Source organism: Haladaptatus rarus (assembly GCF_054177585.1).
The window spans coordinates 1-13,657 of record NZ_JBPEHG010000009.1 but is presented as its reverse complement, the minus strand read 5'-3'; the positions used below and the strand labels follow the sequence as shown (position 1 = coordinate 13,657).

The following is a 13,657-nucleotide window of genomic DNA, read 5'->3' as shown; positions in this document are numbered from 1 at the left end:
TTGCTCAGCGTGATTGAAGCCGCATTGGCAGACCATCCTTCGTCTGCATGGTAATCTCGGGCTCAATCGAGACCGTCGTCTCATCACCTGCCCACTCCAGCGTCCAGAGTTGGCCAATTGTCGCCAGCACAAGCACCGCTTCGAGTCGGGCGAAGTCGCGACCGAGACACGTCTGTCGAACACCACCAAATGGCATATACGCAAAATCAGGCAGATCGTCCTCGAGCTCAGACGTCCATCGATCGGGCCGGAACGAATCGGGATCGTCGTAGAATCGCTCGTCACGATGCACGGGCAACAGGGCGAGAAAGATGTGTGAATCAGCCGGGATCTGGTAGCCACCAACCTCGACATCGCGCGTCGTCTGTCGGGGAATCGTATGCACGGGCGGATACATCCGCAGTGTCTCGGTGATGATTCGCTGTGTCGTAGGAGTCAGCTAGTGAACCACCTCGGGGTCACGTCCCGAGGCACTCGCCCTGTTTCACCTGTAGAAGTGGGAATCAGTCGCTACTTGATTCTCCGTAATCGGGTGGTTGGCGCTCGTTAGTGATGTTTTCGACTTCTCCCTTTGGGAAGTAACAGGCCGCTTTGTGTCCATTTTCAGCAGCTTCTGTTAGCTGTGGTTCGGCCTGTCGACACTCCTCTTTCGCTTTCGGGCACCGTGGCGCGAAAGTACATCCCGACGGGAGGTTCACCGGATCCGGCGGTTCGCCCTCAAGATGAACTCTCTCGCGGTCAATCGAGGGATCTTTTTCTGGAGTCGCCGATAGAAGCGAATGTGTGTAGGGGTGTTTCGGTTGCTCGGCGATGCGATCAACGTCACCAGTTTCAATCACACGCCCGAGGTACATGATCGCAAGTCGGTTCGAGACCTGCAAGAGACTCGCAAGGTCGTGTGAGATGTATATGATACCGAGATTTTCCGTGTCGGCAAGCCCACGGAGGAGATTGAGTAGATTCACTTTCAAAGAAACGTCGAGCATCGATGCAGGTTCGTCGCAGATCAGGAAATCAGGGTCAAGGACGAGTGCTCGTGCGATGGCGACACGTTGCCGTTGGCCGCCCGATAGCTCGTGCGGATACTGGTCGAGGAACTCTGTCGGGGGCGTCAGACCCACCCTTTCGAGTGTTTCGATGATGGCTACTTCACGCTCATCGGTCCGATAATCGTGAATAGTCAATGGTTCACCGACGAGCTGACGCACAGTCTGACGCGGGTTGAGTGAATCAAACGGATCTTGGAAGATGATCTGCACTTTCCGCCGAAATTCCTTCATATTCCCATTCTGGTAGTAGTTGTGCGACTCGCCATCGAAGATGATCTCCCCACCCGTCGGCTCATCGAGCAGTGCAATAGTCTCACCGAGCGTGGATTTCCCACAGCCACTTTCACCGGCGATGCCGAGGATTTCTGAGCGTCGTACCGACAGGGAAACGCCATCGACTGCGCGTACATGGTTCGGCTCTTCACCGCGGAATTTACTCATGAGTGACTGACTCTGTGAGTACCACCTCTCGAGGCTATGTGTCTCAAGAATCGTTTCCCCGCTCTCAGTAGTGGCGTCATCCTCATCGTTGATGCCCCACGTTTCTGGCTCCATTGCGTCTCGCCGCATTTGGGCGGCTTTCTGGACGCGATGGCACGCCGAGCGATGGTTCCGGTTCGGGAGATCGACAAACCCTGGATGAGACTGCTCACACTCATCAGTCGCAAAGGGACATCGATCCTTGAACACACATGCAGATGGTTCTCGGTTGAGATTTGGTGGTGACCCCGGAATGGAGACCGGATCATCAGTCTCATCGATTTCCGGAAACGAGTTCTTCAGTCCCATCGTATAGGGATTTGTCGGATTGATGAGGACGTTATCGACACTCCCCTGTTCCATCACCTTGCCTCCGTAAAGAATCGACAGGTCATCACATGTTTCTGCGATGACTCCGATTTCATGGGTGATGAGTAGTAGTGAGCTATCGATTCGGTCCTGTATCTCGAGAATTTTGTTGATGATTTTGTCTTGAACAATGACGTCGAGCCCGGTTGTCGGTTCATCGGCAATGATGAGTTCCGGTTCGAGAGCGAGCGCCATGGCGATGGTTACCCGTTGACGCATCCCGCCGGAGAACTCGTGGGGATAGTCGTCGATGCGGTTCGGGTCGAGACCGACGAGGTCGAAGAGTTCTCGCACTCGGTCACGGGCCTTCGATTTCGATACGTTCCGGTGTTTCAGTATCGCCTGCTGAATTTGGGAACCAGTCGTCATCACCGGATCGAGGGCGTCCATCGCACTCTGAGGGATGTACGCGATTTCCTCCCACAAGACATCGCGTCGTTCACGAGGCGAGAGGGTCGTCAAGTCGCGTCCTTTGAATTGAATCTTTCCAGCGTCTACCTGACCGTTGTCGGGAAGCAGGCCGAGGATTGCCTCTGCTGCAGTCGACTTACCGGACCCAGACTCACCGGCGAGGCCATAGTTAACGCCTTCGTCGATGCTAAACGAGATACCGTTCACTGCGTGAACGGTGCCGTTTTGCGTGCCGTACGTTACTTTGAGGTCTTGAACGTTGAGTAGCGTCATTGTTCGATTTCGATTTCGGGGTTAATGACTTCCTCGTAGGCGCGACCGATGAGGAACACTGAGGTTGTAATGGCGGCAATTCCCAGTGCGGGTGGGAATACCCACCACCATGCGATTCGTATATTACCTGAGTCGAATACCATGCGAAGCATTCGCCCCCAACTCGTCATCGTGGGGTCGCCGAACCCAAGGAACGCAAGGCTCGCCTGGGCAGCGATCGACCATGCGACACCGTACGCCGTGTAGAGAAATCCGATCGGCAGGACGTTCGGTGCGACGTGGAAGAACATCGTCCGTAGGTCACTGGCTCCACTCGCACGTGCCGACTTAACGAACGTCCGCTCACGAACCGAGAGGACTTCCGATCGAACGACGCGAGCGGGCATCTTCCAAAGGAACCCTGCGATGATGAGCGTGATAAGCCAGATATTCGGCGTGACGAACGTCAAGAGTAGTAGGGCCATCGGCATGAACGGGAGTGAGAACGTCAAGTCCGTCAGCCGCATGAGGACTTCGTCGACCCAGCCACCGTAGTAGCCACTGACGAGTCCGACGAGAAATCCAATTGCTCCTGTTCCCAGACCGCCGAACAGGCCGACAATCAACGTCGGACGAGCACCAGCAAGGAACTGACTAAGGATGTCCTTCCCGTAGGCCGTCGTTCCAAACGGCGCCTTCGCGTTCGGCGATGTAAGCCGCATGATGCTCCCATCTTCTGCCTTCATATCGTGTTCGATGGGATTATGGGGAGCAAGCGCCGGCCCGAAGAGACCGAGTAAGATGAACGTAGCGACGATGATAACGCCAACGAGCGCGAGATTATCCTGTCGGATGAAGTCGAGCTGCTCTTTCAGAGCAGTTCGCCACGTGTCGATTCGCTCGAAGATGACGGCCCCGTTCCTCGAATCAGTACTCATGCGGCACCACCACCACTCGTAGAGACTGTCGGATCAAAGTATGCATACAGGACGTCTGCAAGTAGGTTTGCAATGATAACTGCAAGCGCCATGATAAATACAGCTGCCTGCACAAGCGGGTAATCTTGCTGTTGAATTGCCAGGACGAGCGCACGACCGATACCCGGCCATGCGAACACGACTTCCAGGAGAATGAGTCCCTGGAAAATCATCCCAAGTCGGAGTGCGAAGTACGTCAAGATGGGAAGCATCGAGTTCCGACCAGCTCGAGCAAGCTGCTCGAACTCGGAGAGTCCCTTCGCACGGTGGAGCTTGAGGAATTCGGAACCTTTCTTCTCCACCACTCCGTTTCGAGCAAGCAACAGGAAGTCACCACTATAGTACAACACGGCAACCGAGAACGGGAGGATATAATGATACAGGAAGTCGGTCGACAGGTATGTATCGAGATACCCATCCGGTGACGCGGTTACTTCCCGCATCCCGAATGCGGGGACGAGACCAAGGGTGTATGAGAAGATGATCACGAAGATAATAGCCGTAATGAACACCGGCGTCGATCGGAGGAACGTCGTCGCGATGATACTGACCTTCTCCAATTTCCCACCACGATTCCACCCGACATACATCCCGAGCAAGGAGCTCAGGATTGCCGTCGTGACTAGCGCGGGGACGAGTAAGATAAGCGTGTTGAGGAGTTTTGGCTCAAGTACCTCCCAGACGGGACGACTTCGCAGGATGGAGTATCCGAACTGGAACGTCAGGATACTCTTGAGGTAGCTGAGGTACTGCTGCCACAGCGGTTTGTCTAACCCATACATCCCCATGATTTCATCGACCTGCTCCTGGCTGAGATTCCCGGCGGTGATGAGCGCCTCAAAGGGACTCCCAGGTAACAAACGCAGGACGACGAAGATGACTGATACTGCGATGAGTGTCAGCGCTGCGGCGATCACGAATCGTTTCAGGAGGAATCTCCGAAAGTCACTCATTCTGCCACCTCATCGTGTCGGTCAAGAACCGTTCTGTACTGGTCGACGATCGCTGTATCGAGAAAGACACCGTCGACAACGAGCGAATCACGCTCAGCAGTGTCGAAGCTGTCGACAAAATGTCTGGCTTCCTCAACATCCTCCAGGGTTGGGGTATACACCTCATTAATCACCTCGAGCTGGGCCGGATGGATCGCTTTCTGTCCGATATAGCCGATTTCTCGACATTCCATCGCTTGTTCACGAAGCCCCGTCGTGTCGGTGTAATCTTGATACACAGTGGCGATTGGATCAAGACCACCAATAGCTGCTGCGCTGACGATGATTTCACTGAGGAAATCATGTATCCGGGTCGGTTTACCCGTCGCTCCGATTGCGCGTGTGTAATCACCGAACCCGTACGAAAGGCCCGTGACGGGGGGCAATGAACCACCACGGGTTGCAATCTCGTCGACTGCGAACAGACCTTTCGGCGTTTCAATCGTTACGATGAATTCCGGGACCCCACCGGAAGCGGATTCCGCGACCTGTATTGCTTGGTCGACATCTGCGGGTCGCTCAACCATTGGAAGGATCACCGTGTCGACGCCAGCAGCGACTGCTGCACGAAGATCTGTTTCCCAGTTCCGTGTCTGAAGGCCATTGATACGGACACAAACTTCCGTCTGATCGAAATGTGTGTCCTCAAGAATCGTGTTGATGTTCTCCCGGCCGTCGGCGACAGCGTCATCCGGGATGGCGTCTTCCAGGTCAAAGATCACTGCGTCGGCAGCATCAAGTCCGGCTGCCTTCTTCATCATCTCAATATCATCTGCTGGCGTGTAGAGGAAGGATCGTCGGAGATGGTCACTCATCGCGATCACCTCCAAGAGTCGTGACACCTTGTGCGGCTAGTCGATGCACTTCTTCGGAAGTTCGATCAGTCACTTCTGTGATGACATCAAGTGTATGTGACCCCATATTCGGCCCTGGATGGTCGACCGATCCCGGTGTTGCCGACAGTTTCGGGAAGACGCCGCGCATAGCGATGTCCTCGTCCTGATTTTCATCTTCGACGTAAATGATGGCATCTCGCTCGTCGAAATGCTCGTCCGTGAAGATATCGGCCATGCTGTTAACGGGACCGATTGCAGCCTCGTGTTCTTCGAATATGTCGACGACTTCATCCCGCGTGTGATTGCTCATCCAATCGTCGATAATCGCATCGAGTTCCTCAACGTGATCGAGACGGTCTTCCATCGTCTGGAACCGTGGATCGTCGACTAACTCCTCACCGCCGACGATGCGCAGTATTCGCTCAGCGATACTCGGTGAACTCCCCGAGATTGCCACCCATCGTCCATCTTTTGTCTGATACGTGTTCCGAGGGGCAGTACGACTGCTTCGGTTTCCTGATCGCTTGTGGTCGACCCTTTTTTGATCGTACTCGATGACGTGGTCGCCAAGCACACCGAACATCGTCTCGAGGATGGCCGAGTCAATGTACTGACCTGAACCACCGTGGACGTCTCGCCAGTAGAGTGCCATCAAGACTGCATACGCCGAATGAAGTGCACATATCGAGTCCGCCATCGCAGTCGGTGGAAGCGTCGGTGGACCGTTTGGATGGCCTGTCGAATACGCATATCCGCTCATCGCTTCCACCAGCGTTCCGAACCCGGGACGGTCTTTATACGGGCCCGTCTGGCCGAATCCAGTAACACGAACCATAATGAGATCGTCGTTGATGTCGGAGAGCGTCTCCCACCCAACGTTCCAGCGTTCAAGCGTTCCAGGGCGGAAGTTTTCGATTAGGACATCAGCATCGGCGATGAGGTCGGTGAAAATGTCCTGTCCCTCTTCGGTATGGAGATCAAGAGGAACACTCTTTTTGTTCCGATTCACCCATTTCCACGAGAGTTCTTCGGAGGAGTCACCGAACTCACGGAGTGCGTCTCCATACTCGGGGTGTTCGACTTTGATGACCTCCGCACCGAAGTCACCGAGTATCATCGAAGTCAATGGTCCGGCGTAGAGACTCGCCGCGTCGATGACCGTTACATCGTCTAGGGGTTGGTCTGGTAACATTATTCGAAATGATGTTTGGGGATAATTACGAGAAGTCGGCCTGTCCGAGCTCCTCACGGCGCTTGTGCGTGTTCCCGTTTTGGACACGGTCGACGAACGCCTTCCACGCTTTTCCATTCGGGAATTGAAGATTTCCGTTCGAATCCCAGGTGTAGCCAGCCTTCTTCAGGATGGTTCGTGCTTCGTCTATATTATACGCATAATCTTTCGTATCGTCGGTATTCCACGGAGTGAGCGGCGAAATCGGGTTCTCTCCGGATGGAATCGTCGCACGATTCTGGAGAACGTCCTTGACAAACCCTTTCTTATCAACAGCCTTTGCGAATGCGACCCGGAACTCCTTATCACGGATCAGCGGACAGGAGAACATTAGTTTCGCGTCAAGTGGGGCGAAATTCTCGCTCACAATTTTCTCGATACTACCTGTGCCAGCGGCGCGGTCTGCTTGGCTGTTTGAGAGCGTGCCACCGATGGCGTGGATTTTCCCCTGCTGGAGTGCTCCGAGCATCGAATCGACGTTGCCGACGTTGACCCAGATGACTCCCTCGATGCCTGGACCAGCCGCCACCTGATCACCGAGATGGTTTTTCCGCCAACTATCTTTGAACATCCAGTGGTCGTCGTTTCTCTCGACCTCGAAGCGAGAGCCTTGATCCCAGTTCTTGAACGTGAACGGTCCTGTTCCGACAGGATTCTGGGGGTTGTGTTGTGCCGGGTTATCAACCGATTCCCATTTGTGTTTCGGGATGATGACACTGCGAACAACACGCTGGGTCATGAAGGCCGCGTCCGGATACTTGAGGTTAAACCGTACCTTGTGCTCGCCGAGAACCTCGGCACTCTTGATTGGCTCATAGAACGACACCTGACTCGTCGACGAGTTTTTCTTGTAGAGGTCGACGGTGAACTTGACGTCGTCTGCTGTAAATGGTTCGCCGTCGTGCCATTTGACGCCCTTCCGAAGATCGAGTTCGACTGTCGTGTCGTCAGTGAACTTCGCGTTCGTCGCAAGGGCAGGAACCACATCCAGATCCGGTGTCGCATCGAACAATCCATCGTAAATGAATTTGAGGCGTTTTTCCTCAGCGCCGCCGGCCGCCCACGGAAGATTGAGCGAATTCATCGAGGTCGTGACGCCCTTTACGTACGTTTTCTCACTTGATTGTGGCTGCAGGTTGACCTCAGTCCATTGGAAGGAATCGCCCGTTGGTCCGTTGCCGGGTGTCTTCACATATCCCTTCCACTTCTTGCGGTTGACAGCAGTAATGACATCAGGGAAGATACTGATGATGCCACCGACGTCTTCAGCGAAGATGCGCTGCGCCTCAGAAACAAGCTGTTGCCGTTTTTTCTTGTCTCCGGTCACTTCTCGTTGTTTTTCGAGGATCTCGTTCAGTTTTGGATGGTAGTAGTTATCGTAGTTGGATGGATTGTCCTTATGCCGGCGCATGAGGAGTGGGTTCGGATCAAGTCCACGCTGGGGATCTGGCCCATGCGTACTCATGGAGATAACTGCCTGAAGTCCGGGGGTATTCCAGCTCTGTGCGTAGAGCTGGTTCAGTGGCCGGTCGTTGAGTTCCACCGACACACCGAGATCCTCAGCACCTCGCTTGAACATGAGCGCGTGTTCTCGCATCCAAGGGTCATCCTCACTGGAGAACTCAACAGGGATTGGATCAAGTGCAGCCCCAGCCTTTGCAGTGTACTGAAGTGGCGGTTTTTCCGCGTCGATATTCGACCAGTCGTGCCAGTATTTCGTCTCGACCGTTTTCGATACTCCATCTGGAACCTTTGCTTTCTTGTCTTTCGCCTTACCGTCACCCTTGGAATCCTCACTACTGCTACAGCCAGCAAGTGCGGTTAAGCCAACAGTGCTAGCTACAGACGCTGCCAAGTAGTTGCGACGGCTGATCTCTTGTGCATCCATACTCTCTTGCCTGCCCTCATGGTCTTTTGATACCATGCTACACACCACCATTAGGGATAATTATATTCAAGATACTCCCGAAGTGGGTCGATGATTATCGACATTTAAGTAATGGAAGGGCATAAAGTTGATAATATTTCTTAAATAACTATAACATCGAGGCAAGCTGGTTGCACTGTAGTCTACGAGAGATTCGGATTCACGAGCGCCCTGGGACTGAGGTTACGACTTTCGTCGTGGATCACTCACGTGGCCCGTAAATCAACTCTAAGAGGTTTCGCTCTGCAGTTCGTAAGCGTTCACTGAGTGTCGACTGAGAGATATCCAATTCGTCAGAAAGTGCTTGTGCAGATACCTCTCGAGGCACTTCGAAGTATCCCATGTTGTACGCTGTTTCGAGAACAGACAACTGTTCGTCGGCAAGTTTCGTAATAAGGACTTCCGTCAATCGGCCACTGTCGAGCGGTTCTCCCGGATTATCGATCTCGTTCATACTCTTGAGATCGAAACCACCGAGTGCATCCTGTAGCTCATCGGCGAGCGACCGAAAGTGATCCCAGGTCTGCACAGTGACTACCACATCGAACATGCCATTTTGGAGGACGATACGGTTTGGAATCGCCTCTCTGCGAAGAATCAGCCCCAAAATAAACGGATACGATTCATTAGCGAGAATCGTAAGTCGCCGAACAGTAACACCGGACGGCCCAGTCGGAATATCGCGTGTGTAATAGAGTGAAACACCAGGGATGTTGGAGATAAGGGCATCCGAATCAAAGTCGGTGGTCGATGAAATCGTGATCGACTCGATCCACGTGCCATCCTCGACATAGAAGGCGTTATCAAGTTCGATGCTCCGAACGTCGCTTAGATGAGCATCTAGCTTCTCTATCACGCCCGTCGGAATCGTTTTGAATTCGACACGAAGGATGGTTTTCGCCTCTCTGGTCGCTCTCTCTATCGTCCCCGTATTTATGCTTCACGACGCAACAGTCATCGTTCTGGTGTGTCACCAGCGACGATTCTCACTGCTAGGTTCGATCCGCTCCGTAACGGTGGCACGGCGTATGCGGAATGGCCTGAGGAACCTGTCTCCAGCAGGAGCAAGATAGTTCGGAAGAATACGACGTACCGGATGCTTCTTGACGAACTTATCGAGATGCCCCGGATTCGTAGCGCCATCGGTCTTGAGGAACTCCCTTCTCCTTCGACGTTATGTAAGGCGTTCAACCGTCTTGACATGGCGGTCTGGCGGGTTCTTCTCAATCTCTCAATCACGCTGCTTCCGACTAACGGGGTCGTCGGAATCGACGCCTCCGGGTTCGACCGTAGTCACGCCTCGAAGCACTACACGAAGAGAGCGAAGTTGACGATTCAGCAGTTGAAAGTCACACTTCTCGTGGACACGAAAGCGAATGCCATCCTCGATCTGCACGTGACAACGACCAGAAAACACGACTCGCAGATCGCGCCGTCGCTTATCAAGCGGAATACCGACGAAGTAGCGATTCTCCTCGGCGACAAAGGATACGACGACCAGGATGTTCGCGCGTTAGCCCGCGAGACTGGTGTTCGACCGCTCATCAAGCACCGCGAATTTTCGTCGCTCCGGCCTTGTTGAAACCCTCATTCGGTGATCGGTTTCAGTGGCCGTGCTGCATACTAGGCGCTTGTCTCGCACGAACCGTTGCGGTAGATTAAGGTGGACTTACATCTTCCAAGCGAGCAACTTACCTGGATGGTTTGCCGAGAGGCCCGACATTGGCACTCGCGCCTCTCGTCATTGTTCTCACAAGGAACACGCTACTAGCATCCGGAGAGCGGATTGCCGTGGTGAGGTGTGTCGAAATATCGATTACCGCCCAGCGAAGGCCAGTCAGTGTCTATCCTCTCATCGAAAGATGAGATTATGGCTCTGGGCACAGTTCATAACAAAGTATCTCCGAGTAGCCTCATTTAGGTCGCTGCATTGGGACGGGGTCACAATCGAGGATCGACAACATGGATCAACTGACACGCCGACAGGCGCTCCAGAGAGGCGGAACCACAGCACTCACACTTGGTGGACTGCCGGTGACGCGGACAGTCGCCGCTGATCCAGACTCCAGTGGGAGTCATGGTAACGGAACGGATATCCGGATAGCATCGATCGCGGAAGACGCGTACCTCTACGGCCTCCAGCAGGTCATCTTCTACGAGACGCGCTTCAACTACACGCAGAAGGAGGACAGCGACGTCTTCGTGGGCGTCAATCGGTTGTACTTTCCCAACGAAGGCCGACCGATAACGGCCGACTTCACGGCTGTCGTCAGTCCGAACGCAACTACCCTATACGGGCAGGGTTTCCTCGACCTGCAGAACGAACCCGTCGTCATCGAGATGCCCGAAGTCACCGACCGGTACTTTTCGTTGGAGTTGATGGACCAGTACGGGATCTACCCCCTCTACGCTGGGAATCAGTTCAACGGCACCGACGCACGGTCGTACCTGATTCTGCCGGACGGCTACGAGGGCGAGATTCCGGACGACTTCGCCGCGATCGACGTCGTCCAGGCAGGGACGAAGACCTTGTTAGCCGAAAACCGGTACGCGCTGCGCGACCCCACGGACGAATCTGAAATCGAGCATGTCAACGATCTGCAAGACCAGACGACTATTACCCCGCTCAGCGAGTGGCTCGCAAACGACCACTCGGGCGTGCCGCGGGCGGAACAGCCAGTCGTCCCCGGCGACTACGAGACGATTCCACGCATGGAGGAACTCACGACGCAGCAGGTCGAAAATCAGACTGCAGCGGATTTCTTCACCCTCCTCAACCTCGTCCTGAACGACCCGAGCATGTCACTCATCGACGACTCACGCAAGGAGGCTGCGATGCTCGACCGGTTGGAAGCGGTCGGAATTGCCCCAGGACTGGAGTTCGAGTGGTCCGCCCTTGATACAGACGTACAGGAGGCACTGATCTGCGGGTTCGAGAACGGGTTCGAGCGCGTCAGAACCACCGGTCAGGAGGGCTTGGTCGACATGAACGGCTGGCAAGTCCTTGTGCCGACGGGGGACTTCAGAACCGACTGGTTAACCCGGGCCGTCATGGCCGACATCGGCTTTGCGGGCCCTGACTCGCCCGCCTCTCATGTCGCTGGATTCCGATTCACCGACGCGGCCGGCGAGCAACTTGACGGGTCGACGCGCTACACCATCACGTTCGACCTCGACGACCTCCCACCAGTCACCGAGTTCTGGTCGATTCCGATCTACGACGCGCAGGGCTACTTCGTCGAGAACGAACTTGACCGCTACAGCATTAACAGCTTCATGCTCGAAGCGGGTCAGTTACACACCGAAGCCAACGAACTCGTCATCTACGTCCAGCACGAGAAACCGGACGATCCGGAGACGGTGATGAACTGGCTGCCGGCCCCCGAAGGAGGCATGCGTTTCGCAGCGCGGTTCTATGGGCCACGCTGGTCAGTGGTCGACGGATCCTATGACATGCCCGAGGTCGTCCCCATGGAGGGGTGACGATTGCAACCGTCGTCTTCAACCGGACGGATGGCCTGCTGCATGCATCCTCGGGTTCCGCAGAGTCGTGCTGACAGATCCCACGCACAAAGAGAAACCAATCGTCATGAGCAACGAGACACACGAGACGACAGCTGAATCGAACGCCGAACCGCTGCGAGCGACCCGCCGCACCGCGCTTCGCGGGACAGGTCTCGCCGGCTTGCTCGTGATGGGCGTCGGCAACGCCAGCGCCCGCCAAGTCGTCCCGGGCGCAAACGTCCAGCAGACGGGCCAGCAGCCGTCAGAAGACGATGAGCCGGTCCCAGTGACCTGGGCGAATTTCCCGCGCGCCCACTGTCATACCACATGGCAGTCGACCGTCAGCGATGGCGGGTTCGGACAGTTCTATCATCTTCGAAGTCTCACCCCCGTCGACGAGCAGTTTACCATCGGGTTGAATCGTGACACGCTCTACTCGTTTGGGGTGTTCGATCTGACCGAGCCAGTTACCATCACGCTCCCAGACACCGGTGACCGATACCTGTCGATGAACATCCAGAACGAGGATCAATACGGGAAGCTATGCGTGTACGATCCTGGCCCGTACACGATCACACAAGAGCTAACAGGGACTCGGTATGCTGGCGTCGCGATCCGCATATTTGTCGATCCTGACGACCCAGCTGATGTGAGACGAGCCCGGCAACTTCAGGACGAGATCGGCGTGGAGCAAGCATCGGCTGGGTCGTTCGAGATTCCAAACTGGGATCAGCAAACACGCGAACAAATGAACAACGCGCTCAACACAGTCGTGGCCACGGTAGACAACTACTCGGGCGCGTATGGTGACGTCGGCCAGGTCGATCCCGTGAAGTTTTTCCTCTTCTCTACGTCGGGGTGGACCGGCGTTCCGCAACCGTCGGAAGCCTTGTTCTTCTTCAGGACTCCCGCCCAGAATGACGGCACAACGCCACACACGCTCACCGTCGAAGATGTCCCCGTCGACGGGTTCTGGTCGGTCAGCGTCTACAACCGTGACCTGTTCTTCGAGAAGAACAAGTACGACGCCTATTCCGTGAACAACGTGACCGCAGAGCAGAACGCAGATGGCAGTGTCACAATCCATTTCGGTGGTGACCCCGAGCAGAAGAACTTCCTCTACACGCCAGAGGGATGGCGCTATCTCGTCCGGCTCTACGAACCGCGCAAGCCAATCATCAACGGAAGCTATCAGTTCCCCGAAGCCCAGCCGGTCGAGTGAGGCACGCGCAGAGATAGCAGGCGTGCTTGCCGCTGGCGACTATGTCATCGCACTGTCGACTGTCGACTCGTCTGCCGTCTCATGTCGACAGGCGTGCTGAACCCATCCTCTGTATGCAGCACGCCGTTTGTGATAGACGCTCGGTAACTCGGTGAACCGCGGCAAGATACAGGGCGCATATCGGTCACTGGCCCGTCATCCTTGACGGCATCTCGGAGCGATAGAGACGGAGGGTATAGCCAGCATTCCCAAATAGAAATCATAAACAAATCTATAAATAACCTTAACTGGCACTGTCTAGTTTAGCTCCTCCTCGACAGGCGTTCGGTTGTTGAGCGATTGATGCGGTCGTTGATGGTTATAGTAATGCACAAACTGTTCAAGCCACTGCTGGACGCTTGGCCGAC

General features: G+C 55.0%; 11 protein-coding genes and 1 pseudogene. 3 read left to right on the top strand and 9 right to left on the bottom strand.

Going from position 1 to position 13,657, the window contains the following annotated elements; translation table 11 throughout:
* Positions 1 to 4: 4 nt before the first annotated feature.
* The 8 genes from ACR3FE_RS18040 to ACR3FE_RS18005 all read right to left on the bottom strand — a co-directional run bounded on the left by ACR3FE_RS18040 (position 5) and on the right by ACR3FE_RS18005 (position 9,377).
* Entirely contained in the window at positions 5 to 439 is a 435-nt protein-coding gene (locus tag ACR3FE_RS18040; RefSeq protein WP_458208969.1) for a cytochrome P450, read from the bottom strand.
* A 64-nt stretch (positions 440 to 503) separates the two neighbouring features.
* The gene (locus ACR3FE_RS18035) at positions 504 to 2,582 is read right to left on the bottom strand and encodes a dipeptide ABC transporter ATP-binding protein (protein WP_458208800.1); all 2,079 of its coding nucleotides are present in this window, start codon (positions 2,580 to 2,582) and stop codon (positions 504 to 506) included.
* A complete protein-coding gene (locus ACR3FE_RS18030) occupies positions 2,579 to 3,499 on the bottom strand; it encodes an ABC transporter permease (RefSeq protein ID WP_458208799.1) in 921 nt (306 codons plus the stop codon). Before ACR3FE_RS18030 ends, ACR3FE_RS18035 begins: the two co-directional genes overlap by 4 nt.
* Positions 3,496 to 4,491, bottom strand: coding sequence for an ABC transporter permease (locus ACR3FE_RS18025; RefSeq protein ID WP_458208798.1), 996 nt, complete (start codon positions 4,489 to 4,491; stop codon positions 3,496 to 3,498). Before ACR3FE_RS18025 ends, ACR3FE_RS18030 begins: the two co-directional genes overlap by 4 nt.
* Positions 4,488 to 5,345, bottom strand: a complete 858-nt coding sequence (locus ACR3FE_RS18020; protein ID WP_458208797.1) for an HpcH/HpaI aldolase/citrate lyase family protein — start codon at positions 5,343 to 5,345, stop codon at positions 4,488 to 4,490. Before ACR3FE_RS18020 ends, ACR3FE_RS18025 begins: the two co-directional genes overlap by 4 nt.
* Complete coding sequence (locus tag ACR3FE_RS18015) at positions 5,338 to 6,558, bottom strand: CaiB/BaiF CoA transferase family protein (RefSeq protein WP_458208795.1); 1,221 nt, start codon at positions 6,556 to 6,558, stop codon at positions 5,338 to 5,340. Before ACR3FE_RS18015 ends, ACR3FE_RS18020 begins: the two co-directional genes overlap by 8 nt.
* 25 nt (positions 6,559 to 6,583) lie before the next feature.
* Complete coding sequence (locus ACR3FE_RS18010; protein ID WP_458208967.1) at positions 6,584 to 8,485, bottom strand: ABC transporter substrate-binding protein; 1,902 nt, start codon at positions 8,483 to 8,485, stop codon at positions 6,584 to 6,586.
* Between the two features lie 241 nt (positions 8,486 to 8,726).
* Positions 8,727 to 9,377: a helix-turn-helix domain-containing protein gene (locus tag ACR3FE_RS18005; RefSeq protein ID WP_458208965.1), complete on the bottom strand. Its 651-nt coding sequence runs from the start codon at positions 9,375 to 9,377 to the stop codon at positions 8,727 to 8,729.
* 219 nt (positions 9,378 to 9,596) lie between these two features.
* Between ACR3FE_RS18005 and ACR3FE_RS18000 the strand changes: the two are divergent.
* The 3 genes and pseudogenes from ACR3FE_RS18000 to ACR3FE_RS17990 all read left to right on the top strand — a co-directional run.
* A pseudogene (locus ACR3FE_RS18000) lies at positions 9,597 to 10,094 on the top strand (IS5 family transposase); the annotation flags it as partial.
* 392 nt (positions 10,095 to 10,486) lie between these two features.
* Positions 10,487 to 12,007 carry a DUF1254 domain-containing protein gene (locus tag ACR3FE_RS17995; RefSeq protein ID WP_458208793.1) on the top strand — a complete coding sequence of 507 codons (1,521 nt, stop codon included), beginning with the start codon at positions 10,487 to 10,489 and terminating at the stop codon, positions 12,005 to 12,007.
* Between the two features lie 106 nt (positions 12,008 to 12,113).
* Positions 12,114 to 13,250 (top strand): DUF1214 domain-containing protein, encoded by a 1,137-nt coding sequence (locus ACR3FE_RS17990; RefSeq protein WP_458208792.1) that lies wholly within the window; start codon positions 12,114 to 12,116, stop codon positions 13,248 to 13,250.
* Between the two features lie 297 nt (positions 13,251 to 13,547).
* Here the strand turns inward: ACR3FE_RS17990 and ACR3FE_RS17985 are convergent.
* On the bottom strand, positions 13,548 to 13,657 hold a 110-nt coding region (locus tag ACR3FE_RS17985; RefSeq protein WP_458208790.1), incomplete at its 5' end, for an integrase core domain-containing protein.